Genomic DNA, 23,267 nt, shown 5'->3' with positions numbered 1-23,267 from the left:
TCAGTAACTCAGCCCTTACCGCAACGGAGTATGCCCAGCGGCCCAGCGATGCGCCGTATTCAGCACATCCATTTTGTAGGCATTGGCGGTGCGGGTATGTGTGGTATTGCCGAAGTATTGGCAAACCAAGGTTACAAGGTTAGCGGCAGTGATATGAAAGCCTCTTCCGTTGTCGAGCGGTTGCGCCAATGCGGTATTCGCGTTGATATTGGCCACGCTGAAGCCAATGTGGAAGGGGCGGACGTAGTCGTTGTTTCAAGTGCCGTGGATACGACCAATCCTGAAATTCGCTGGGCGCATGAGCATCGCGTGCCCGTGGTGCGGCGCGCTGAGATGCTGGCTGAATTAATGCGCTTTCGTCATGGCATTGCGGTCGCTGGAACGCATGGTAAAACCACAACCACGAGCCTGACGGCGACGCTGTTGGCCGAGGGCGGCCTGGACCCGACCTTTGTGATTGGCGGGCGTTTAACCAGCGCCGGCGCGAATGCCCGCTTGGGTGAAGGCGATTATCTGGTCGCTGAGGCCGATGAGTCGGATGCTTCATTCCTTCATCTTCAGCCGATGATGTCGATTGTAACCAATATCGACGCGGATCATATGGCTACTTACGGCGGCGATTTTGAGCGTCTAAAAAGCACCTTCATCGAGTTTTTACATAATCTGCCTTTTTATGGACTGGCCGTACTGTGTATTGATGACCCGCACGTCCGTGAACTGTGTGAGCAGGTTAAACGGCAGTTTGTGACCTATGGGTTTGACGCCGATGCGGATTACCGCATTGTGGATTTTGCCCAGCAGGGCGGTGAAGTCACGTTTACCGCGCTGCGCCCTGGTAGCGCCGAGCCTTTGCATATTTGTTTGGCCATGCCAGGGAGGCATAACGCGCTAAACGCGATGGCGGCGATTGTGGTCGCAACCGATGCAGGCGTGAGCGATGCGGCTATCCTGCGTGGCTTGGCAAGCTTTGCCGGGGTAGGGCGGCGTTTTCAGGTTCACGGCCATTTTCCGGCGCCTAAAGCCTCCGGCGAAATTATGCTGGTAGACGATTACGGCCATCATCCCCGTGAAGTGGATATGGTTATCAAAGCGGTGCGTGCAGGCTGGCCGGAGCGTCGTTTGGTCATGCTTTATCAGCCTCATCGCTATAGCCGGACGCGTGACTTGTATGAAGATTTTGTTAGGGTCCTTTCACAGGTCGATACGCTGGTACTTCTAGATGTCTACAGTGCCGGTGAAGCCGTTATACCTGGCGCTGACGGGCGTGCGCTTGCCGGCTCGATTCGCCAGCGTGGCGAAGTGGATCCGCTGTTTATCGAGCATAAGCAGGAATTACCCGCACTGCTGGCGAACGTATTGCGTCCAAACGATATTTTAATTACTCAAGGGGCGGGCGATGTTGGCGGGATTTCGCTCTCTTTAGCCCAGGCTGAACTGGTATTAAGTGAGGTAGAGCTGTGAGCGCAGATAACGCCCAAGTGGATCGCTCTCGCGTAGTCGTGGTGTATGGCGGCTCCTCTGCTGAACGTGAAGTGTCGCTTAAAAGTGGCGCGGCCGTTCTCGAGGCCCTAAAGCGCCAGAAGGTGAACGCAGAAGGCTATGATCTGCGTGATAAGGGGTTGGTCGGGCTAGAGGCGCTGGCACCCTCGGCGGTGTTCATTGCTCTGCACGGTCGGGGCGGTGAGGATGGCACGCTGCAAGGCGCGCTCGAGCTCTTGAACATTCCCTACACCGGTAGCGGCGTACTCGCCTCGGCGCTGGGCATGGACAAGCAGCGTACCAAGCAGGTGTGGCAGGCCATTGGGTTGCCTACCCCAGAAAGCATCATGCTCAATAAGGGCTCTGATTGGGATGGTGTCGTGGCAACGCTTGGCTTGCCAATGATGGTAAAGCCGGTGCATGAAGGTTCCACGCTGGGTATCAGTATCGTCAAAACGCGCGAGGCGCTGGAAGCCGCCTACCGCGAAGCCGCTCAGTTTGATGCCCGCGTCATGGCCGAGCGCTTTGTGGTAGGTGATGAATATACCGTGGCACTGCTGAATGAGCAGGTGCTGCCCGCCATTCGTGTAGAAGTGCCCGGCGGCTTTTACGATTTTGAGGCCAAATACGTTTCCAATACCACTCAGTACCACTTGCCCTGCGGGCTCTCAGGCGCGGATGAAGCCGAGCTTGCCGGGCTGTGCCGTGAAGCCTTTGCAGCAATCGGCTGTGAGGGCTGGGGGCGGGTAGACGTCATGCGCGATGCAAAGGGGCAGTTCTGGCTGATCGAAGTCAATACGGTGCCGGGCATGACCGATCACAGTCTTGTACCGCAAGCCGCTGCGTATGCCGGTATCGAATTTGATGACCTGGTCGTACAGATCCTGCAAACGGCTGGCAAGCAGAGCGCCGCATCATGAAGAGGCCTTATGAAAAGGCGTAATGCTTGGTTTGGCCTCATACTCCTGGCGCTGTTGCTCGGAGCGGGAAGCCGCGCGCTATGGCTATGGCTCGATCGCCCCATCGAGCGGGTATCGATTCGCGGCGAATGGGACTACGTTAGCGCTGATTATTTGCGCACTCAGCTGGCGCCATTGGTCCAGGGGGCTACATGGTTGTCGGCTGATTTGGGCGATTTACGTGACCGTGCCCTGCAGGTGGGCTGGCTTCAAGAAGTGCGTATTTCCCGTGAATGGCCTAACGCTTTGGTGTTTGAGTTGGTTGAGCAAGCGCCGGTTGCACGTTGGAACGATGATTTTTTACTTAACCCAGAAGGCGAACCTTTTTCCTTTGCGCCTATTGATGTACCCAAAGGGCTTCCTGATCTGGCTGGGCCTAATGGAAGTAGTGAAGAAGTCTTAAGTTACTATCATCGTTTAATGCCGCACTTTGAAGGTTTATCGCTGTCGCTTGCCCAGTTACGTTTAGAGCCGCGGGGAGCATGGCGGTTACAGTTAGATAACGGCGCCTGGGTAATGTTGGGTAGACGCGATCATGAGGTGCGTTTGGCACGGTTATCGGCTTCCTGGCAGCGAGAACTATCCAGGTCCGGCGAACATATCCGCTATATTGACCTGCGTTACCCTAATGGCGTTGCAGTTGCCTGGCATGGTGAAAGTGATTTTGAGGACTCAGAAGAGTAATCTTCGGTTTACTTAACGCTTTTTAACCAGAGTTAGTGATCGCCAACGTGGAAAAACCCATTAATGGGGTTTAAATTACTTGCCAAGCCCATTATTGTGGGGTGTCGCTAGTCGTATTCTGGCGATTGTTTCTATACTATGGGCCAGTGAAAGTTTTTTGTGGGTTTATTCTCTCTCATCGGCGTTTAATGATAATTAGTCATCAACGCTTGTTGACTGCTAAGTTGTAATCATTAGGCGATGAGTTGAGTTAAGTGTCCCTTATTTATTTTACTATTTAAAAAAAGATTATAAGGAGTATTCCCGACTCATGGCAGGCTCACCCAATGCATCTAATATGGTGGTCGGGCTGGACATTGGAACGTCCAAGGTCGTCGCAATCGTCGGGCAACCTACCGATGATGGCGGCATCGAAATTGCGGGTATCGGCTCCCACCCCTCACGGGGCATGAAACGTGGCGTCGTGATTAATATTGAGTCAACGGTTCAGTCCATTCAACGTGCCGTGGAAGAAGCCGAGCTAATGGCGGGCTGCGATATTCACTCAGTATATGTCGGTGTCGCCGGTAGCCATATTAGTTCGATGAATTCCGACGGCGTGGTGGCTATTAAAGAGCGCGAAGTTACGCCCTCCGATATTGACCGCGTTATCGATTCCGCCAGAGCCCGGGCCGTCTCAGAAGGTCAGCGTGTTTTACACGTGCTGCCTCAAGAGTTTTCAATTGACACTCAGGGCGGTATTCGTGAACCCTTGGGTATGTCGGGTGTCAGGTTAGAGGCGCAGGTTCATCTGGTAACTGCGGCACTTAATGCAGTACAAAATATTGAGAAGTGTGTTCGCCGCTGCGGTTTGGATGTTGATGCCATTATCCTGGAGCAGCTGGCTTCCAGTATGGCGGTATTAACCGAAGACGAGCGTGAGCTCGGTGTGTGTATGGTGGATATTGGTGGTGGAACCACCGATATGGCTATCTTTACCGAAGGTGCTATCCGGCATACTGCGGTTATACCGATTGCTGGCGACCAGGTAACCAACGATATCGCTATGGCCTTGCGTACGCCAACTCAGCACGCTGAAGAGATTAAAGTTAAGTATGCCTGCGCACTAACGCAGCTGGCATCCAGCGATGAAATGATCAAAGTTCCTAGTGTGGGTGACCGCCCCGCGCGTGATTTATCACGTCAGGCGCTCGCTGAAGTAGTGGAGCCACGCTATGAAGAGCTATTTACACTGGTAAGAGACGAATTACGCCGTAGTGGCTATGAAGATATGGTGGCCGCTGGTGTGGTACTTACTGGTGGCACCTCACGCATGGAAGGTGTGAGTGAGCTGGCAGAGGAAATATTTCATATGCCGGTTCGTATCGCCTGTCCGCAAAATGTTCGAGGTTTGGCAGATGTCGTGCGTAACCCCATTTATGCGACAGGTGTCGGCTTACTGCATTATGCGTTGCAAGAAGTGCGTCATGGGCGAGGTCTAGAAAGCCACGGGGGAGTGGTTGCTGCCCATAAAGGACGCAACGAGCTTGCCCGGCGTGATATCAAGGAAGGCCATTCGGCGCTGGCCAGAGTTAAAGGCTGGTTTAAAGGAAATTTCTGACAGGGCCGCAAGCGCGGTTCAGGAGACGGGGCTTATGTTCGAATTGGTAGATAACGCACCCTCGAGTAGTGCGGTCATCAAAGTAGTCGGTGTTGGTGGTGGCGGCGGTAATGCCGTCAACCATATGGTCGAAAGCAATATTGAAGGCGTTGAGTTTATTTGCGCCAATACCGATGCCCAGGCACTTAAACGCGTATCCGCGAAAACAGTCTTACAGCTCGGTAGTGAAATCACTAAAGGGCTAGGCGCTGGTGCTAACCCAGAAGTGGGGCGCCAGGCCGCAATGGAAGATCGAGATCGTATCGCCGAGCTATTGCAGGGCGCCGATATGGTCTTTATCACTGCTGGTATGGGCGGTGGTACAGGTACTGGCGGCGCTCCCGTGGTTGCTCAGGTGGCCAAAGAGCTAGGTATTCTAACCGTGGCAGTGGTTACACGGCCTTTCCCGTTTGAGGGTCCCAAGCGTATGCGCGCGGCCGAAGAGGGCATGAAAGAGCTCTCCGAGCACGTCGACTCGCTGATCACTATCCCCAACGAAAAACTGCTTTCCGTATTAGGCAAGAACGCTACGCTGCTCACGGCGTTCAGCGCCGCGAATGATGTACTGCTAGGTGCCGTACAAGGTATCGCCGAGCTGATTACCAGTCCCGGCATTATCAACGTCGACTTTGCTGATGTGCGCACCGTTATGTCTGAAATGGGCATGGCGATGATGGGCACAGGCGGGGCTACCGGTGAAAACCGTGCCCGCGAAGCAGCCGAAAAAGCTATCCGCAGCCCGCTGTTGGAAGATATCGATCTGCATGGCGCACGGGGTATTCTGGTCAATATTACTGCTGGCCCGGATCTTTCGATTGGCGAATTCAACGATGTGGGTGCCACGGTTCAGGAATTTGCGTCGCAAGAAGCCACCATCGTGGTCGGAACTTCCATTGATATGGAAATGTCCGATGAGCTGCGTGTAACGGTGGTTGCTGCCGGCTTGGATGGTAGCAAGTCTTCTAAAGCGTCAGCAACGCGCGAGCCGGTGCGCCGCTCCGCCACGGACTCTTCTGATTATCGCAAGCTCCAGCAGCCAACAGTAATGCGCCAGCAGGCCACGGCTCGTGCAGAAGCGCCGGAACATGCGCCTAAGCCGCGGCCTGAAAAAAGCCGTTCAGCTGATGCTGATGACTATCTGGACATTCCAGCGTTCTTGCGCCGTCAGGCTGACTGATTGTTTCAATCGGTGTCAAATACATCAAACGAGTGTTTTATTGGTTAAAACGCTCGTTTGCTGTTAAAGTGAACACTGTTTGATAACTTCCCCTTTCCTTACGGTACTGCCGTCATTAGAGTTCGACCACTGCCCATGATCAGACAACGCACCCTACAAAACGTCATCCGCGCCACTGGAGTGGGTCTGCACTCCGGTAAAAAAGTCCATTTGGCTTTGCGTCCGGCGCCGGCAAACACCGGGATTGTGTTTGTTAGAACCGATCTGGATCCCGTGGTACACGTACCCGCACGTGCCGAGCTTGTCGAAGATACAAAGCTTTGCACTGCACTTTCGTTTGAAGGCGTCAAAGTGGCAACGGTTGAACACCTGATGTCTGCGTTTGCAGGCTTGGGTATCGACAATGCGTATGTTGACTTAAGTGCGCCTGAAGTTCCTATTATGGACGGCAGTGCTAGCCCGTTTGTGTTTTTGATTCAATCGGCGGGTATTCTTGAACAGGATGCCCCAAAGAAATTTATCCGCATCAAGCGTCGCGTAGCGGTTAGCGATGGCGATAAAGAAGCCGTTTTTCTACCTCATCAGGGGTTCAAGGTCTCTTTTGCGATTGATTTTGATCACCCGGTATTTGAGCAGCAGAAACAAACGGCCCTGATTGATTTCTCGACCACATCTTTTGTGAAAGAAGTTTCCCGGGCGCGTACTTTCGGATTCATGAAGGACCTGGAATTTTTACGCTCTAATAACCTGGCTCTTGGCGGCAGCCTTGATAATGCAATCGTTGTCGATGATTACCGTATCGTCAACGAGGGCGGACTGCGCTACGAAGACGAGTTTGTAAAACACAAAGTGCTGGATGCCATTGGTGATCTGTATCAGTTGGGCCACAGCCTGATTGGCGAATTCCATGGTGTTAAGTCCGGTCATGCGCTGAACAATCAGCTATGTCGTGAACTGATGGCGCAGCCCGATGCTTACGAGATTGTGACGTTTGAAGGCGAGAAAGCCGTCGCGCCTATTTCGTACGCGGCACCCGCAATGGCCTGATGGCTTAGGTAATAGCGCTATTCGAACTTGTGGCACGGTTCAGGTTGGATGTTAAGCACCGCTTTGGCGGTGCTTTTGCATTTCTAGGTATCACGAATACTGTTATTTCTCTGGTGCGTGGGATGCCAGGCGCTCAAGCGCTTTGCGAAGCGCGGGGTTCTGCATGTCGCTTGCGCACTCCGTCAGGGTTTGACCTGCGCTGGCTGATAGTTTGCGCGTGTTGCGCAGTGGGGCTTCAACCGGGTGTACGGGGCGAACTTTAAAGGTAAAGCCGCTTACGGCTTCAAAGCCGGGTAGCTGGTGAAGCAGCGTCAATAAACGCCGCTGCTCAAAGCGTAGCCACGTCAGCCAGCTGGCTTGGCCGCTGATAAGGGTCAGGCGGCCTTCACGAAAGCCGCCCACAAAAATATGCTGGCGCATTTCTTCAGGCAGATGCGCGCGTAGGTGGCTCTGGGCCTGGTCAATAAGACGAGATTGGCGCATTAACTGGCCAATATCGCCAGACTTGTTTAGCAGGCGGGCGATGGGCTGGGCCTGAGAACGCTTAACCTTTATACTCATACGCTTGAATCCTAGGATAACCCTCTCAATATTACTAAGTAGCCATGTAAATTTTTTGACGAGCTACTTATCAGCAGAGCCTAACACGCTCAGGAGCCAACCCACAGCATGTCCTCAACGCTTAATGCCTTTTATGCTTCGCCGCGACGTTACCGTCGTTATGGCCTGGCGCGTTGGTGGCTGGCGGGTCTCCTAGTAAGCTGTCTTTTACCCAGCAGTCTAGTGCCTTCTGATGCTTTTCGCGGTACTGAACGCAGCGTTAGCGTCTGTTTGTGGGTGCCCGCTATTTTACGTGCCCAGTCTCAATGGATCGCCAGAAGGCGGCGCGCCTTAAAGCGTTGGCAGCGGCGCATCAAGCAGGTGAGGGTGCTGCGTCACAGCTTGCCTGCGTACCGCTTTATAAAGCGCCAGGTGGCCGCGCGCGATGTGCTTACCCAGCGTGGCCCGCCTGCTTATTTCACGGTTCACTAAAAACGCACTCTATTTGCCTTATATGGAACAGGGCGAAACCCATTGGGTCGCTCATGATGATGTGGATATTTCATGATTAATAATTTGTTACGTAAAGTAGTTGGTTCTAAGAATGACCGTGAAGTAAAGCGCATGCACAAAAACGTTCACGGTGTGAACGCGCTTGAGGCAGAGTTTGAAAAACTGAGTGATGAAGAGCTTCAGGGCAAAACGGCAGAACTACGCCAGCGGCTGAGCAGTGGTGAAGCGCTGGATAACCTGCTACCCGACGCCTTTGCAATCGTACGTGAGGCGAGCAAGCGCGTAATGGGGATGCGCCATTTCGATGTGCAGATGGTCGGGGGCATGACACTGCATCGTGGGCGTATCGCCGAAATGAAAACCGGTGAAGGTAAAACGCTGGTCGCAACGCTTGCGGTTTATCTGAATGCGCTGCCCGCCAAGGGCGTGCACGTTGTGACGGTGAACGACTATCTGGCGCGCCGTGATGCCGAGTGGATGCGTCCGCTGTATGAGTTCCTCGGACTCTCCATCGGCGTTATCTTTTCGGGTCAGACGGGTGAAGAGAAGCGCCATGCCTACCGGTGCGATATCACCTACGGTACCAATAACGAGTTTGGTTTTGACTACCTGCGCGACAACATGGCGTTCTCCTTGGAAGACAAGGTGCAGCGTGGCCTGCATTACGCCATTGTCGATGAGGTCGATTCCATCCTGATTGATGAAGCGCGTACGCCGCTAATCATCTCTGGCGCAGTGGATGAAAATACCAATCTTTATAACGTCGCGAACCAGCTCTCTTTGCAGTTAGAGCAAGGCGAGGTGTCTGAAGACGACGATGTGCCTGCTACCGGCGATTTCGTGCTGGATGAAAAGCAGAAACAGGTGGAGCTGACCGAGCAGGGGCATAACAAGGTAGAAGAACTGATGCAGGCGGAAGGCCTTCTTAAAGAAGGCGAGTCGCTCTATGCGGCTCAAAACCTTAACCTGCTTCAACATATGCACTCTGCACTACGCGCGCGCTATCTGTATAACCGCGACGTGGACTACATCGTTTCGGAAGATCAGGTGGTCATCGTTGATGAGCATACCGGCCGGACGATGCCGGGCCGCCGCTGGTCTGAAGGCCTGCATCAGGCCGTTGAGGCCAAAGAAGGCGTAACCGTTCAGCGTGAAAGCCAGACGCTGGCATCCACGACCTTCCAGAACTATTTCCGCCTGTATGAAAAACTTGCAGGTATGACCGGTACCGCCGATACCGAAGCGTTCGAATTTCGCCAGATTTACGGCCTTGACGTTATCGTCATTCCGACCAACCGTCCGTTGGCACGGAAGGATCTTAACGATCTGGTCTACCTGAGCGCTGAAGAAAAATACGAAGCGATTATCAAAGACGTTAAAACCGAAACCGAAGCAGGGCGCCCGGTGTTGGTAGGTACCGCTTCAATTGAAACGTCAGAATATCTTGCGCGCCTGATGAATGATGCAGGTCTCAAGTTCAGCGTTCTGAATGCCAAGCAGCACCAAAGCGAAGCGGAAATTATTGCTCAGGCGGGTCGTCCTGGCGCTATTACGATTGCCACCAATATGGCCGGTCGGGGTACCGATATCATGCTGGGCGGTAACTGGGAGGCGGACGCTGCCAAGCTACAGAACCCAAGCCAAGCCCAGATTGACGCGTTAAAAACCGAATGGCAACAGCGCCATGACGGCGTGCTGGCAGCCGGTGGTTTGCACGTTATCGGCTCTGAGCGCCACGAGTCCCGGCGTATTGATAACCAGCTGCGTGGCCGTGCAGGTCGTCAGGGCGACCCGGGTTCGACTCGCTTCTTCCTGTCGCTGGAAGACAGCTTGATGCGCCTGTTCGGCTCTGATCGCGTCAAACGCCTGATGCAGGCGCTAGGCCTTGAGCGCGGTGAAGCCATCGAGCACAAGATGGTATCTAACGCGGTAGAGCGGGCGCAGAAAAAAGTTGAAGGACGTAACTTCGATATCCGTAAGCAGCTGCTTGAATATGATGACGTCGCCAACGATCAGCGCCGGGTTATTTACGAACAGCGCAACGAAGTCCTGGCCTCTGACGATATTTCAGAAGCGATCGTGGGTATCCGTGAAGAAGTGATGGAAGACTCCATCAGCGACTTCGTTCCACCGCAAAGCCTGGCCGAACAGTGGGATTTGCCTGGCTTGGAAGCGCATCTCAAGGCGGAATTTAACCTGGATGCTCCGGTGGTTGAGTGGGCGGCTGAAGATGAGCGTTTCAGTGAAGAGAAACTGCGCGAACGTCTCCAGACCATGCACCGGGAAGCCTATGCGGCCAAGGTGGATGCAGCCGGGGCTACTCTGATTCGTCGCTTTGAAAAGCAAGTAATGCTGCAGGTTCTGGATACGCGTTGGAAAGAGCATTTGCAGTCCATGGATCACCTGCGTCGCGGTATTCATCTGCGCGGCTACGCCCAGAAAAACCCCAAGCAAGAGTACAAGCGCGAATCCTTTGAGCTGTTCCAGCACTTGCTAACCAATATCAAAGCGGACGTTACCCGTATCTTGAGCCATGTCCAGGTACGCCAGCCTGAAGAGGTCGATGCGCTGGAGCAAAAACGTCGTGACGAGCTGGCCCGTGAAAAAGCGGCCGCCGCTACCCGTCACGATGACGCTTCATCGAATGAGAATGCAGCAGCGGGAGCGGAAATGAGTGGCGTCGATGACAATGACGCTGACATGGATGCACGCCCTGTACGTCGCGAAGGGCCTAAAGTCGGGCGTAACGATCCCTGTATTTGCGGCTCAGGTAAGAAGTACAAGCAGTGCTGTGGAAAATTAAGCTAACGAAGCGGGCTGAATAAAGGTAGAGGAGACGATCATGGCGGTGGGTAAAAGTCCCTTTCCGGTGATGCCACCCCTTGCGGGGGTGCGCCTAGGAAGTGCAATGGCGGGTATTAAAAAACCGGGTCGCCGTGACGTGGTGGTGATTGAACTGCCTGAATCAGCTGCGGTGTCCGGTGTCTTTACGCGTAATGCGTTTTGTGCAGCACCCGTAACGGTTGCCAAGGCGCATATCGAGCGCTGCCGCGAGAACGGTCAGTCGCCGCGTTATTGGCTGGTGAATACTGGTAATGCGAATGCGGGCACCGGTAAACAAGGGCTTCAAGATGCCTATGCCAGCTGCAAAGCGTTGGCAGAACAGGCGGGCGTTGCAGAGCATCAGGTGCTGCCTTTCTCAACCGGCGTCATTGGTGAGCCGCTCCCCATGGAGCGGCTGCTGGCGGGCCTGGCCCCTGCGCTTTATTCAACAGCCGAGGGTAGCCAGGCCTGGCAGCAGGCGGGCGAGGGGATTCTCACCACCGATACCCGAGCTAAAGGCGCAAGCATTACGCTTGACGTGAGTGGTGGCACGATCACTATCAACGGGATCACTAAAGGCTCCGGCATGATCAAGCCGAATATGGCGACCATGCTGGGCTTTGTGGTGACCGATGCGACGATTGAGCAGTCGTTGCTGGATCGTCTGCTGCGCGAAACCGTTGATGCTTCCTTCAACTGCATTACCGTGGACAGCGATACCTCCACCAACGATGCCTGCCTGCTGGCAGCTACGGGGGCGGGGGCTGCGGTCATTAATGACGCAGATATCGAGCTGTTTCGTGATGCGTTGCAGCAGGTAATGACCACGTTAGCGCAGGCAATCATTCGTGACGGTGAGGGCGCGACGAAGTTTGTCACGCTTCAGGTCGATGACGCAAAGAGCCGTCAGGAAGCGTTGGATGTGGCATTTACGGTTGCCCATTCACCGCTGGTTAAAACGGCGCTTTATGCATCTGACGCTAACTGGGGTCGTATATTGGCCGCAGTGGGTCGGGCGCCCGTGGATAATTTTGACGTGAGTCGGGTAGTCATTGACTTGGCTGATGTTCGTCTGGTCGAAGGCGGCGGCCGGGCAAGCGGCTACACTGAAAAGGCGGGCAGTGCGGTGATGGCACAAGAAGAGATCACTATTCGCATCAGCCTGGGACGTGGTGACGAGAGCGCCACCGTTTGGACCTCGGATCTTTCCCATGACTATGTGACGATTAACGCGGATTATCGTAGCTAAGGTTATCCTAGCTAGGGTTATCGTAGCTAAGTTCAGTCGAAAGGCTGGATCAGCAGTCATAAAAGGGCTCACGCAGCGAGTTGGCGCTGGCATTAACTTGCCAGCGCGTACACAGTGGATAAAGACGTAATGAATGTAATGGTAAAACGACGGGTTCATGTCGCGGCAGCTGCAATCGTTAGTGCCGATCAGAAAAAAGTATTGATCGCGCGTCGGCCCTCGAATGTCGATCAGGGCGGTTTATGGGAGTTTCCCGGTGGCAAGCTGGCGCCTTATGAAACGGGTCTTGAAGGGCTTAAGCGCGAGCTGCACGAAGAGCTGGGTGTCGAGATTATTCGCGCCCAGCCTTTGATCCGTATCCACCATGAATATCCTGACAAGCATATTTTGCTGGATGTTTGGCAGGTTCATGAGTTTGCGGGCGAGCCGTTTGGGCGCGAGGGTCAGGCGGTACGCTGGGTGCCGATGGAAGAGCTGGTAAAATATCCGTTCCCTGCCGCCAATCTGCCTATTCTGCGCGCCGTCATGCTGCCCACTGAGTACCTGATTACCAGTGAAGAGGCGGATGAAGCACGGTTTGATGCGTTCCTGGAACGGGCGTTGAAAGAAGATAATATTCGTCTTGTGCAGCTACGTGCCAAAGCGCTTGATGAGGCCGCCTACATTGAGCGTGCCGAGCGTGCCTTGCGTATGTGTCGTGAGCATGGCGCTAGCCTGCTGCTTAACGGTGAGCCTGGCTTGCTTGAAAAAGTGGATGCTGACGGTATCCACTTAACCAGTGAACGGTTAATGCAGCTGGACCGACGTCCTATTTCGGAACAGAAGTGGCTTTCGGCATCGACCCATGATCAGATCCAGCTTTCGAAAGCAGCCGTACTGGGCTGTGATTTCGTGACTTTGTCGCCACTGCGTACAACGCCTTCCCATCCAGAAGTAGCCCCCATTGGCTGGCATGATTTCCAGCAGCTGGTTGAGCGTGCCGGTATGCCGGTCTTTGCGCTGGGCGGCATGACCCGCTTTGATGCAAATCATGCCCGTGCTGTAGGCGCTCAGGGTATCGCCTCGATTCGCGATTTCTGGAAGTAAGCTTTTACGTGCTGAGGATAAGTACTTAAAATAAGCACTTAAGATAAGCACTTAAAATTAGCATCTAAGATTAGTACCGAAGATAAGCGCCAAAAAAACGCCTGCCAGAGTCATCTGGCAGGCGTTTGCTTTATGAGCTTGTTACGACCCTAATCGCGAAAGCGGCGGGTTAAATCGCTATAGGCATCTATGCGGCGATCACGCAGATAAGGCCAGATGCGCCGGGTGTTTTCACAGCGCGCCATATCGATAGTGACGACCAGCTGCTCGGCCTCTTCACCTGCATGGGCAAGCAGCTCGCCCTGAGGCCCACAGATAAAGCTTCCACCCCAGAACTGAATGCCGTCACCGACACCTGAATGGTCGGCCTCAAAGCCAATACGGTTAGCGACGATCACCGGCAAGCCATTGGCGACACCGTGGGAGCGCTGAATCAGCGTCCAGGCATCTTTCTGACGTGTCTGCTCGGCGATATCATCGTTGGGGTCCCAGCCAATGGCCGTGGGGTAAAGCAGCAAGTCGGCGCCCGCCAAGGCCATCAGGCGTGCGGCTTCCGGATACCATTGATCCCAGCATACCAAAACGCCTAAACGGCCAAGCGATGTATCAATCGGGGTAAACCCTTCTGCACGGCTCGCGTCATGGTCACCGGGCGTAAAATAAAACTTTTCATAAAAGCCCGGGTCATCGGGAATATGCATTTTACGATACTGACCTACGCGGCCTTTATCGCGGTCATATACCACGGCGGTGTTGTGATAAAGCCCAGGCGCACGTCGTTCAAACAGTGAACCCACCAGTACGATATCCAGCTCGCGGGCTAACGCTTCCAGGCGCTGGCCGGTCGGCCCATCCAGCGGCTCGGCCAAATCAAACAGCGCCGGGTCTTCAAACTGGCAAAAGTAGTGGGTAGCATGCAGCTCCTGAAGCATGACCAGCTGCGCGCCGCGCTTTACCGCATCCCGAATGCCCGCTTCGCTGGCGTCAAGGCTCTGCGCTTTATCGGGCCAGGCAGGCTGCTGAACTATTCCAACCGTTAGGTCAGTTGTCGACTTTATAGACATCGTAGCTCCTTACTGGTTGGAAGAGGCCGCTGTCAGCGTACCTTTGGGTAGCTGCATGGTTAAGCAGTGTAGGCTGCCATGCTGACGAATAACGCTTGAGCACTCAATGGGGATCAACGCATGGTCTGGAAACGCATCGGCTAGCGCCATGAGCGCCAAAGTATCTGCTGGATCACCATAGGTGGGTACCAGCACCGCGTCGTTAATAATCAGGAAGTTGGCATAAGTGGCTGGCAGCCGATGGCCGTCTTCAGGATCAAAGCATGCCTGTGGCCAAGGCAGTGGTACAAGCCGGTATGCTTCGCCGTTACGCTGCCGAAAAGCTTTTAACTCCTGCTCCATGGCCTGTAGCGCGGCATAATGCGGATCTTGCGGATCGTCGCAGCGAACATAGGCAATCGTCGTGGGATTGCAAAAACGCGCCAATGTATCAACGTGGCTATCCGTATCGTCACCTTCTAGGTGGCCGTTGGTTAACCACAGCACGCGGTCGACGCCAAAGTCGTCAGCCAGCAGCGCTTCAACGTCCTGTCGGGTCAAATGCGGATTGCGGTTAGGGTTGAGCAAACAGGCTTCAGTGGTTAAAAGCGTGCCTTCACCATCGGTTTCAATCGCGCCACCTTCCAGCACCATATCGCGTGAAGCAATTGGGCACGCCCAAACGCCTGCGTCCGCTAGCGCTTGTGTCAGCTGGTTATCGTTGCTGGCCGGAAATTTGCCGCCCCAACCGGTGAAGGTGTAGTCCAGCATTACTGGCTGGCCTTCGTCATCAACCACGCTGATTGGGCCGTGGTCGCGTGCCCAGGTATCATCCGTGGGCGCCACTATCAGTAATAGCTTGTGAGCCGGCACGCCGTAGGCATCGAATGTTGCCCGCACCCGGGCGCAGGTTGCCTCATCAGGCATGCTGATAACCACCTGCTGATAACGAACGGTTGCCAGTACAATGCGCTCAAGCGTTGCCTCAATGCGCGATAGCAGCGACTCCCAGTCGCCATCAGGGCGTGGCCAGGTGAGCTGTAAACCGTCTTGTGGATGCCATTCAGGCAGCAGGCGATAAGTCATGTTAGCCAACGTCGCAGAGCCTCTTGGTAAGATCTTTTGATAAACACAAACGCTCGCCGATTGCGCCAGCGTAAATGGGCGCAATGTAGGGGGTCGCGGGGTAACTTGCAAGCCCTACGTGGTTTAAGGGAACGGGCCTGTATTCTGTCGCTCTAATGGCCGTTTGCACATGCAGTATTGCTAAAAAAACCGTACCATGAGCGCTTATTAATAAGGAATGACGCCATGCTTGATCGTTTGCCTTTCCTGGTGGGGCTGCGCTACGTGCGCGCCAAACGCCGGAATCACTTTATTTCATTTATTTCATTAACATCGATGCTGGGGCTCATGCTGGGGGTGGCGGTGCTCATCCTGGTGTTATCGGTCATGAACGGTTTCGACCACGAACTGCGCACGCGCATTCTAGGAATGGTGCCGCATACGAAAATCGAGGCAACCCAAGGGATGGTCGAGTGGGAAGCGCTGGCCGACGAGCTGATCCAGCGCGAGCGCGTCATTGGTGCAGCACCGTATGTTGAGCAGCAGGGTATGTTCTCTGCCGCTGGTCGTAACCAAGGGGCAATGGTCAACGGTATTAACCCTGATTGGGAAGATCAGGTATCCATTATCGGTCAGCATATGCGCCAAGGTGCGCTTGCCGACCTGGTGCCGGGTGAGTGGAATGTGGTGCTTGGCTCAATGCTGGCACGCCAGTTGGGCGTTGGCGTCGGCGATCGTGTGACGCTGCTGGTGCCTGAAGCATCCATTACACCGGCAGGTGTTTTCCCGCGTTTAAAGCGCTTTACCGTTAGCGGTATTTTCAGCGTTGGCGCTGATCTTGATGCCAATCTTGCCTACGCCAATATTGAAGATATGCAAACGCTGGCCCGCCTGGGCGATGCGGTAGGTGGCTTGCGCCTGGAGCTTAACGATCTGTTTATAGCCGGCAGTGAAACTCAGGCTATCGTTAATGATTTAGGGCCGGGCTACCGCGGTACTGACTGGACGTCCTCGCATGGCAACCTTTTCCAGGCCATTCAAATGGAAAAGCGCATGATTGCGCTGCTGTTAACCGTTATTGTGGCCGTCGCCGCTTTCAATATTGTTTCTACCCTGGTCATGGTGGTCACCGACAAGCGAGCGGATATCGCTATTTTGCGCACCATTGGCGCAACGCCACGCTCTATCATGGGTATTTTCATCGTTCAAGGATTGGCCATTGGCCTGATGGGGATTGCCATTGGCGTGGCCGTGGGCATTTTGCTGGCGCTGACAATCTCGGATCTGATCGGTTGGTTTGAAGCGGCCTTTGGTATTCAGTTCCTGGATGCAGGCGTTTACTTTATTAGCGACTTGCCATCTCAACTGCAGTGGGACGACGTTCGCAACATTGTATTGGCGGCCTTCGGTCTAACGTTCCTGTCCACGCTGTACCCCGCTTGGCGCGCTGCTCGTGTTCAACCGGCGGATGTTCTGCGCTATGAATAAGGATGCTTCCATGTCTACTACTACGCCGTTAACTGCCGCGTCGTCTACCGCTACGCCAGGCTCCGGGGCAAAGGCTCAGGAGCCGCCCATTATGCTGAATTGCCATGATTTAACACGCGTTTATAGCGAAGGTCCGCAAGACTTAACCGTGCTTGATAAGCTTGAGCTATCCGTGCGTGCCGGTGAGCGTGTGGCGATCGTGGGCAGTTCAGGGTCGGGTAAAACGACGCTACTTAACCTGCTGGGCGGGCTGGATCGGCCTAGCAATGGCCAAGTAGTGATCGCGGGCGAACCGCTTTCTACATTAAACGAGGCGGCCTTAGGGAAGTTTCGCAATCGCTATATCGGCTTTGTCTACCAGTTTCACCATCTGCTGGCGGAGTTTACCGCGGTTGAAAATGCAGCGTTACCATTGATTATTCGCGGTCAGTCGAAAAAAACCGCTGAAAAACGTGCAATGCAGATTCTTGAGCGAGTCGGGATGAAAGCGCGAGCCGACCATAAGCCGGGCGAGCTTTCTGGCGGTGAGCGTCAGCGTGTGGCAATTGCCCGCGCGCTGGTAACTGATCCAAGCCTTGTGCTGATGGACGAGCCGACGGGGAACCTGGATCAAACGACCGCCGCGACCATTCTGGCCTTGATGGATGAGTTGGCTAAAGAGAGCGCCTGCGCCTTCGTTATCGTGACCCACGACGTGGGCCTGGCGGCGCATCAGGATAGGGTGCTTAAACTGGATGCAGGCAAGCTTATCGAGCAGCCCCGCACGCCTTAATCATCGAACTCAGATTCGACCCGCGCCCGACGCCGCTGCCTGTTTTGGCGGCGGCGTTTCCAGTTATAGGACACGTGCCAACGCCAGATAAGGCGAATGCCGACATTGGCCACCAGCGCCAAAACAATGGCCGTAACAAGTGATCCGACCACCAATGGGGGCAAAATATCGTGCATCTGTTCAGCAATCCAGCGCGTTGAAATACGCGTTGGCGCCTCGCGTACCGGCGCGCCGAGAATGAAGGTACCCAGCCGATAGTTGCAGTAAAAAATAAGCGGCATGGTGAGGGGGTTGGTGATCCAGACAAGACTTACCGACAGGGCCAGGTTACAGCGGCTAAGTCGTGCACCGATAGCCGCGACCACCATTTGAAAAGGTATGGGTAGCATGGCGCAAAACAAGCCGACGCTAAACGCATTGGCAACGCTTCGGCGAGTTAAAAGCCACAGACCCGGGTCAGCAATCAGCGGCGCCATAAAGCGTAGAGATCGCTGCTGCCGTAACATATCGGGTTTAGGCATATAGCGCTGCAGGAAACGGCGCGGCATGTCAGGTACTCTTGCCTATTAGTGCACCCATTATCCATATAGCGTAGTGCTTAGGCTATGCCGAGTGTGTGAAGTTCTTATGCCAAGGAGAGTCGTATGCCGTTGGGCGTTGCGATACCGGCTGCAATGGCGGCCCTGTCAGGCGCTATTATCGCTGGGGTAAGCGGCATGACAGGGCTCATTAATCCTTTTGTAGGCGTTGGTTTGCTGGCTGCGTTGTTGTTAATGGTCTGGCGGCCTCAGGCGGCTATATGGTTATTGATCGGTGGTTGGGTTTTTGTAGGTATTCATCAGGAGTGGGCTAGCCAGCTTCCGGTTGGGCTCAATGGTGAAGATGTCGTTGTGGATGCCACGCTGCTTAGCGTCACCGCATCCGGTGGCTCCCAGCGGCTGCTGCTAAGCGTTAATGCGTGTGAAGCGCCCAGCGATGCGCCTTCTTTCCGGGCGCTCCAAAAAGTACGTGTCACGGCGTATGGCGATAGCGTTTATCAAGCCGGAGAGCAGTGGCGTTTGACGCTGCGCCTGCGCCCCCCCAGTGGTTTTGCTAATCCTGATGTCTTTGATTTTGAACAGTGGCTATGGCGAGAGGGCATTCACGCAACCGGGTATGTGCGTCAGGAGCCAGCAGCGGTAAAACTGGCGGATGCTGGCTTCTCTGTACGCCTAATGGCGCTAGATGTATTGGATAACCAGCCACTGAGCGAGCGGACGCGCCGTTGGCTGGCCGCCTTGACGCTGGGTGAGGGCGACCGGTTAACCCAGGATGACTGGGCGCTGCTCAACGCCACGGGAACCACACACTTAGTGGTGATTTCAGGTTTGCATGTTGGTTTGGTGGCCGGGTTTGCGCTACTTCTGGCGAGAATGGCGTCACGGTTAATCACTCCCACCAACTGGCGGATGCGCGCTTGGCCGTGGTGGGCAGCGGCGGTGGTTACCGTTGGGTATGCGTCATTGGCAGGCTTGGCACCCCCGGCGATGCGGGCCATGGTGATGGCGCTGGTGGGCCTCTGGGTGCTGAGCGGGCGGCATGCGCCGGGCATTTGGCAGGCCTGGTGGCTGGCGCTTGGGTTAGTTGTTGTGATCGATCCGCTGTCATTATGGCGCCCTGGACTCTGGCTTTCATTTCTGGCCGTTGGCTGGTTGATTATTATCTGGCAGGGACGCTCTCGGCCGCGGGGCATTAAAGGCTGGTGCTGGGCACTGCTGCGCTCACAGTTATTGCTGGCTCCGCTAATGGCGGCTGCCGTTCTTATTGCCTTTGAACGTATCGCGCCTGCGTCGCCACTTATCAATTTAATCGCCGTGCCCTGGGTCAGTTCTGTGATGGTGCCTTTGGCGCTGTTGGGTTGGATTTTCGCGCCGCTACCCTTGCTTGGCACAGGCGTCTGGTGGCTGTTTGAGCAGGCGCTGGGCGTTTTTTACGCTTTGCTTACCCAGGTAGTGCAGCTATGGCCGCTATGGGAGCCTGACCAGACGCTCATCTATCCCTTAAGCGGTGTGCTTTTATGGCTGGCGCTGTGCTGGGGGCTGCCGAGTGTGCCTCCCTGGTTAAGAGGTGGACCGGTGCTGCTCGCGGTGTTGCTTCCCTGGTGGTCACCTCAGGAGCCCATGCCCAAAGGTAAGCTGCGCGTGACCGTGCATGACGTGGGCCAAGGCCAGCTTGTTGAGCTGCGCAGCCAGCAGTACCGCCTGCTTTACGATACGGGCCCGCGTTTTCAGGCAGGCTTTATGCCGCTACAAACGCTTTGGTCGCCTAACCAGCATTTTGATCAAGTGATCGTAAGCCATGCCGATATCGACCATGCCGGGGGCATTGGAGCGTTGCTTGAAGACCACAGCGTGGCGCGCTGGCAAGCACCGGTAGGTGAATCATTGCCGGTAATGGCCACCGCCTGCGAGCGCGGGCAAGCTTGGCAGCGTGATGGCATAGCCTATCGCTTTTTATGGCCACCCGCCGGGTCTAATACTTACTCCGCCAATGATCGCTCATGCGTGCTGGAAGTTAGCGTAGGCGAAAAGCGGCTGTTAATTACCGGGGATGTCAGTCGCGATATCGAACGGCGCTTTCTGCGCGATGTTGATTTGCCCGTCAGCGTATTGGTGGCCGGACATCACGGTAGCCGCACCAGTTCCGGCGTTCAGTTTGTTCAGCATGCCGCGCCCCATCACGCTATTTTTAGTGCTGGACGTAACAACCCTTTTCAGCACCCAGTGGATGATGTGGTACGGCGTTTTCGAAAACAAGGCAGCTGCCTGTGGAATACGGGACACGATGGTGCGCTGCGCTTTTGGCTGCAAAAAGATCATCCAGTGATTATCACACCCATGCGCCCGCAACCGGATAGCGCTAAGCGGTGTTGATGCGCCTCGCCATAAGGTAGAATTCAGCGCATTGCACACTATTGCCAGGAGCGCGTGTGACTGATTCAGGTTGGGTTCTTTATAAACGACTGCTGAGCTATGTAAAACCGCATTGGCGAGCATTTGCCCTAGCGGTCATTGGATTTGTGGTTTATGCCGCATCCAGTACGGCGCTTGCGGAAATGATGAAACGCCTCATTGACGGTATTCAAAATCCGGATGCGGCTTTTCGGCTATTTTTGCCGCTGTTTGTCGTTTTAATGTTTGCCGCGCGCGGGGTGGGTACTTTTTTGAGTACCTATTACATGGCGTATGTAGGTCGCTATGTCATCCACACGTTGCGCTGCGATGTATTTGCTCACTTGCTGCATTTGCCAGGGCGCTTTTTTGACCAGCACTCAAGCGGTCATCTCGTTTCCCGGGTAACGTACCATGTCGAGCAGGTGGCCGGGGCGGCAACCAATGCCGTTACCGTTATTCTGCGCGAAGGTCTGTTTGTCGTCGGGTTGATTGGCTATCTGTTCTGGACGAACTGGATGCTGACGCTGCTGTTTTTAGGCGTTACGCCAGTCATCGCCGCGGTCGTAAGCTATGTCAGCAAACGCTTTCGGAGTATCTCCAAGCGGATTCAGAGCTCAATGGGCGATGTCACGCATGTTGCCTCAGAAGGCTTGTCGGGTTATCGGGTGGTGCGCACCCACGGCGCGGAAGATTACGAAAAGCAGCGTTTCAAAAGCGTAAGCGAAGAAAACCGCAGGCAGAGCATGAAAGAGGCCAAGACCCGAGCGATAAGCTCTCCTGTCATTCTGATGCTGGTCGCCATTTCCATGGCGCTGCTGGTGTGGTTGGCCATGTCACCGGCATTAATGGCCGATATGACTCCAGGTGAATTTGTGGCATTTATTACGGCCGCTGCCCTGATGATCAAGCCAGTGCGTCAGCTCACCGAAATTAATAGCGATATTCAAAAAGGTATTGCCGCGGCCTCTGAACTGTTTGGGCTGATGGATTTGGCGCCCGAACAGGATACCGGCACACGCATACCTGGGCGTTTACGCGGTGAAGTGGCCCTGGAGAACGTTAGCTTTCGCTATGCAGACGAGCAGCCGGGCGTGCTTCACGATATCAATTTGCACGTCGCGCCAGGCGAACTGGTGGCGATCGTGGGCCGCTCGGGCAGCGGTAAATCAACGCTGGTCAGTCTGTTGCCGCGTTTTTATCGTCTCAATGAAGGGCGCATTCTAATTGACGGCGTGAATATTGATGAGTACGCGTTAGGGCCCCTGCGTCAGCAGATTGGTCTGGTCTCACAGCAGGTAACGCTGTTTAACGCCACGATTGCCGATAATATTGCCTATGGCACGTCGAATCCTGATCGTCAGGCTATCGAAGCGGCGGCAAAGGCTGCCTATGCCAGTGAGTATATCGAAAAGCTTCCTCAAGGTTATGAAACCGTAGTGGGGGAAAACGGTGTCATGCTGTCTGGCGGCCAGCGGCAGCGTCTGGCAATTGCCCGAGCGATCTTTAAAGATAGCCCGATACTGATTTTGGACGAGGCTACTTCGGCACTCGATACCGAGTCAGAGCGTTATATTCAAAAAGCCCTGGAGCATGTATGCAAAGGGCGTACCACGCTGGTAATCGCCCATCGGCTATCAACGATTGAGCGCGCCGACCGTATTCTGGTCATGGATCAAGGACGGATTATTGAGCAGGGCACTCATCAGGCGCTGCTGGAAGCGGGTGGCGCCTATTCGGCCTTGCATCAACTGCAGTTCCAGGAAGCGCCATGACGCTAGCCCAACGCTGGCTTGAAGGGGGCTATCATAATAGCCCTTGGCTTATCCCGTTACGCCCCTTGGGGGCGCTTTATCGATACATCATGAAGCGCCGTGAAGCCGCGTATGCCAGTGGGAAAAAGGTCAGCTGGCGAGCGCCGGTACCGGTGATCGTGGTAGGTAATATCACGCTTGGCGGTACGGGTAAGTCACCTTTGGTCGCGTGGTTGGGCCGCTGGCTGGTGGCACAAGGCTGGTCGCCGGGCATTGTGACCCGCGGCTATGGGGGTAACGCTGAACACTACCCGCTTCACGTTACCCCGGCTACTGACCCGGCACAAAGCGGTGACGAGCCGGTCATGCTTGCCCAGCAAACCGCGCTGCCTGTCGTTGCAGACCCAAAGCGTGCCCGCGGCACGCAGGCGCTGGTGGATCTCGGCTGCGATATAATTTTAAGCGATGACGGCTTGCAGCACTTGGCGCTTGAGCGCGATATAGAGCTTGTGGTGATTGATGGCGCGCGGGGGCTGGGCAATCAACGCTGCCTGCCTGCAGGGCCGCTACGCGAATCACCCCGGCGGTTAGCGCGTGTCGATGGCGTGATCGTGAATGGTGAAATGCGCCACTCACTGCCAATTGATGCAACCTCAATGCAGTTAATGCCGGTCGCTTGGCGGCGCCTGAAAGATGGTGAGCGTTTTCCACTAACCCCGTTACCCTTTAGTCTGCCTGTGTATGGCGTTGCCGGCATTGGCAACCCTGAGCGGTTTTTTACCACGCTGCGCGAACTGGGTGTGGAAGGCGAGATGCTGGCGCTTGCAGATCACCAGCGCTTTAGTGAGGCTATATTTTCCCCTGCTAAGCAGCGCCCCGTGGTCATGACCGCCAAAGATGCGGTGAAATGTAAAGAGATTGCCCCGTCCAATAGCTGGGTATTAGAAGTGGAAGCCACGCTTCCGCTAGAATTCGAACACTGGCTGACAGTCAAACTGTCGGCTTTATCCTGAAGGGGA

The 23,267-nt window shown here is 54.9% G+C and carries 19 protein-coding genes; 15 read left to right on the top strand and 4 right to left on the bottom strand.

Features of this window, described 5'->3' with window-relative positions:
* Positions 1–30: 30 nt before the first annotated feature.
* The 6 genes from murC (at position 31) to lpxC (ending at position 6,985) form a co-directional block, all read left to right on the top strand.
* The gene (gene murC / locus ACT3XD_RS00440; RefSeq protein WP_192537328.1) at positions 31–1,461 is read left to right on the top strand and encodes a UDP-N-acetylmuramate--L-alanine ligase; all 1,431 of its coding nucleotides are present in this window, start codon (positions 31–33) and stop codon (positions 1,459–1,461) included.
* Positions 1,458–2,399 (top strand): D-alanine--D-alanine ligase, encoded by a 942-nt coding sequence (locus ACT3XD_RS00435; RefSeq protein WP_192537246.1) that lies wholly within the window; start codon positions 1,458–1,460, stop codon positions 2,397–2,399. The genes murC and ACT3XD_RS00435 overlap by 4 nt, the downstream gene beginning before the upstream one ends.
* Positions 2,400–2,408: 9 nt before the next feature.
* The gene (locus tag ACT3XD_RS00430) at positions 2,409–3,122 is read left to right on the top strand and encodes a cell division protein FtsQ/DivIB (protein WP_192537253.1); all 714 of its coding nucleotides are present in this window, start codon (positions 2,409–2,411) and stop codon (positions 3,120–3,122) included.
* 310 nt (positions 3,123–3,432) lie between these two features.
* Positions 3,433–4,722 carry a cell division protein FtsA gene (ftsA, locus tag ACT3XD_RS00425; RefSeq protein WP_192537255.1) on the top strand — a complete coding sequence of 430 codons (1,290 nt, stop codon included), beginning with the start codon at positions 3,433–3,435 and terminating at the stop codon, positions 4,720–4,722.
* Positions 4,723–4,756: 34 nt separating this feature from the next.
* A complete protein-coding gene (gene ftsZ / locus ACT3XD_RS00420; protein ID WP_192537258.1) occupies positions 4,757–5,938 on the top strand; it encodes a cell division protein FtsZ in 1,182 nt (393 codons plus the stop codon).
* A gap of 135 nt (positions 5,939–6,073) precedes the next feature.
* Positions 6,074–6,985, top strand: a complete 912-nt coding sequence (gene lpxC, locus ACT3XD_RS00415) for a UDP-3-O-acyl-N-acetylglucosamine deacetylase (RefSeq protein ID WP_018915781.1) — start codon at positions 6,074–6,076, stop codon at positions 6,983–6,985.
* Positions 6,986–7,087: 102 nt separating this feature from the next.
* Here the strand turns inward: lpxC and ACT3XD_RS00410 are convergent, their stop codons facing one another.
* On the bottom strand, positions 7,088–7,546 hold the full coding sequence (locus tag ACT3XD_RS00410; RefSeq protein WP_018915782.1) for a DUF721 domain-containing protein: 459 nt from the start codon (positions 7,544–7,546) through the stop codon (positions 7,088–7,090).
* A 108-nt stretch (positions 7,547–7,654) separates the two neighbouring features.
* Between ACT3XD_RS00410 and ACT3XD_RS00405 the strand changes: the two genes are divergently transcribed.
* The 4 genes from ACT3XD_RS00405 (at position 7,655) to ACT3XD_RS00390 (ending at position 13,196) form a co-directional block, all read left to right on the top strand.
* On the top strand, positions 7,655–8,017 hold the full coding sequence (locus ACT3XD_RS00405) for a hypothetical protein (RefSeq protein WP_192537260.1): 363 nt from the start codon (positions 7,655–7,657) through the stop codon (positions 8,015–8,017).
* A gap of 72 nt (positions 8,018–8,089) precedes the next feature.
* The gene (gene secA / locus ACT3XD_RS00400) at positions 8,090–10,846 is read left to right on the top strand and encodes a preprotein translocase subunit SecA (protein WP_192537267.1); all 2,757 of its coding nucleotides are present in this window, start codon (positions 8,090–8,092) and stop codon (positions 10,844–10,846) included.
* A gap of 34 nt (positions 10,847–10,880) precedes the next feature.
* A complete protein-coding gene (gene argJ, locus ACT3XD_RS00395; RefSeq protein ID WP_192537270.1) occupies positions 10,881–12,110 on the top strand; it encodes a bifunctional glutamate N-acetyltransferase/amino-acid acetyltransferase ArgJ in 1,230 nt (409 codons plus the stop codon).
* A gap of 129 nt (positions 12,111–12,239) precedes the next feature.
* Complete coding sequence (locus tag ACT3XD_RS00390) at positions 12,240–13,196, top strand: Nudix family hydrolase (RefSeq protein ID WP_225736070.1); 957 nt, start codon at positions 12,240–12,242, stop codon at positions 13,194–13,196.
* A 149-nt stretch (positions 13,197–13,345) separates the two neighbouring features.
* Here ACT3XD_RS00390 and ACT3XD_RS00385 read toward each other — a convergent pair whose 3' ends face one another.
* On the bottom strand, positions 13,346–14,260 hold the full coding sequence (locus ACT3XD_RS00385) for a carbon-nitrogen hydrolase (protein ID WP_192537272.1): 915 nt from the start codon (positions 14,258–14,260) through the stop codon (positions 13,346–13,348).
* Between the two features lie 9 nt (positions 14,261–14,269).
* Positions 14,270–15,325, bottom strand: a complete 1,056-nt coding sequence (locus tag ACT3XD_RS00380) for an agmatine deiminase family protein (protein WP_192537274.1) — start codon at positions 15,323–15,325, stop codon at positions 14,270–14,272.
* Positions 15,326–15,550: 225 nt separating this feature from the next.
* Here ACT3XD_RS00380 and ACT3XD_RS00375 point away from each other — a divergent pair, with 225 nt between their 5' ends.
* Together ACT3XD_RS00375 and ACT3XD_RS00370 are read left to right on the top strand one after the other, a co-directional pair.
* A complete protein-coding gene (locus tag ACT3XD_RS00375) occupies positions 15,551–16,792 on the top strand; it encodes a lipoprotein-releasing ABC transporter permease subunit (protein WP_018915789.1) in 1,242 nt (413 codons plus the stop codon).
* Between the two features lie 10 nt (positions 16,793–16,802).
* A complete protein-coding gene (locus ACT3XD_RS00370; RefSeq protein WP_407648019.1) occupies positions 16,803–17,564 on the top strand; it encodes an ABC transporter ATP-binding protein in 762 nt (253 codons plus the stop codon).
* Here the strand turns inward: ACT3XD_RS00370 and ACT3XD_RS00365 are convergent.
* Complete coding sequence (locus ACT3XD_RS00365; protein ID WP_192537276.1) at positions 17,561–18,112, bottom strand: DUF2062 domain-containing protein; 552 nt, start codon at positions 18,110–18,112, stop codon at positions 17,561–17,563. The genes ACT3XD_RS00370 and ACT3XD_RS00365 overlap by 4 nt on opposite strands.
* A gap of 96 nt (positions 18,113–18,208) precedes the next feature.
* Here ACT3XD_RS00365 and ACT3XD_RS00360 point away from each other — a divergent pair, with 96 nt between their 5' ends.
* From ACT3XD_RS00360 to lpxK, 3 genes are read left to right on the top strand one after another with little or no spacing between them, the layout of a single operon-like run.
* Entirely contained in the window at positions 18,209–20,476 is a 2,268-nt protein-coding gene (locus ACT3XD_RS00360; RefSeq protein ID WP_192537277.1) for a DNA internalization-related competence protein ComEC/Rec2, read from the top strand.
* Between the two features lie 56 nt (positions 20,477–20,532).
* A complete protein-coding gene (gene msbA / locus ACT3XD_RS00355; RefSeq protein ID WP_192537279.1) occupies positions 20,533–22,269 on the top strand; it encodes a lipid A export permease/ATP-binding protein MsbA in 1,737 nt (578 codons plus the stop codon).
* Complete coding sequence (gene lpxK, locus ACT3XD_RS00350; RefSeq protein WP_192537281.1) at positions 22,266–23,261, top strand: tetraacyldisaccharide 4'-kinase; 996 nt, start codon at positions 22,266–22,268, stop codon at positions 23,259–23,261. The genes msbA and lpxK overlap by 4 nt, the downstream gene beginning before the upstream one ends.
* Positions 23,262–23,267 lie beyond the last annotated feature (6 nt).

Source organism: Halomonas sp. AOP7-B1-5 (assembly GCF_052353045.1).
GTDB lineage: Bacteria > Pseudomonadota > Gammaproteobacteria > Pseudomonadales > Halomonadaceae > Vreelandella > Vreelandella colorata.
This window is presented reverse-complemented; position numbering and strand designations above follow the sequence as displayed.

Coding starts and splice junctions, on each gene's coding strand:
- murC (WP_192537328.1), top strand. CDS start 31: ATGCCCAGCGGCCCAGCGATGCGCCGTATTCAGCACATCCATTTTGTA.
- ACT3XD_RS00430 (WP_192537253.1), top strand. CDS start 2,409: ATGAAAAGGCGTAATGCTTGGTTTGGCCTCATACTCCTGGCGCTGTTG.
- ACT3XD_RS00370 (WP_407648019.1), top strand. CDS start 16,803: ATGTCTACTACTACGCCGTTAACTGCCGCGTCGTCTACCGCTACGCCA.
- lpxK (WP_192537281.1), top strand. CDS start 22,266: ATGACGCTAGCCCAACGCTGGCTTGAAGGGGGCTATCATAATAGCCCT.
- ftsZ (WP_192537258.1), top strand. CDS start 4,757: ATGTTCGAATTGGTAGATAACGCACCCTCGAGTAGTGCGGTCATCAAA.
- ACT3XD_RS00405 (WP_192537260.1), top strand. CDS start 7,655: ATGTCCTCAACGCTTAATGCCTTTTATGCTTCGCCGCGACGTTACCGT.
- ftsA (WP_192537255.1), top strand. CDS start 3,433: ATGGCAGGCTCACCCAATGCATCTAATATGGTGGTCGGGCTGGACATT.
- secA (WP_192537267.1), top strand. CDS start 8,090: ATGATTAATAATTTGTTACGTAAAGTAGTTGGTTCTAAGAATGACCGT.
- ACT3XD_RS00410 (WP_018915782.1), bottom strand. CDS start 7,546: ATGAGTATAAAGGTTAAGCGTTCTCAGGCCCAGCCCATCGCCCGCCTG.
- argJ (WP_192537270.1), top strand. CDS start 10,881: ATGGCGGTGGGTAAAAGTCCCTTTCCGGTGATGCCACCCCTTGCGGGG.
- ACT3XD_RS00385 (WP_192537272.1), bottom strand. CDS start 14,260: ATGTCTATAAAGTCGACAACTGACCTAACGGTTGGAATAGTTCAGCAG.
- ACT3XD_RS00365 (WP_192537276.1), bottom strand. CDS start 18,112: ATGCCGCGCCGTTTCCTGCAGCGCTATATGCCTAAACCCGATATGTTA.
- lpxC (WP_018915781.1), top strand. CDS start 6,074: ATGATCAGACAACGCACCCTACAAAACGTCATCCGCGCCACTGGAGTG.
- ACT3XD_RS00360 (WP_192537277.1), top strand. CDS start 18,209: ATGCCGTTGGGCGTTGCGATACCGGCTGCAATGGCGGCCCTGTCAGGC.
- ACT3XD_RS00380 (WP_192537274.1), bottom strand. CDS start 15,325: ATGACTTATCGCCTGCTGCCTGAATGGCATCCACAAGACGGTTTACAG.
- ACT3XD_RS00375 (WP_018915789.1), top strand. CDS start 15,551: ATGCTTGATCGTTTGCCTTTCCTGGTGGGGCTGCGCTACGTGCGCGCC.
- ACT3XD_RS00390 (WP_225736070.1), top strand. CDS start 12,240: ATGAATGTAATGGTAAAACGACGGGTTCATGTCGCGGCAGCTGCAATC.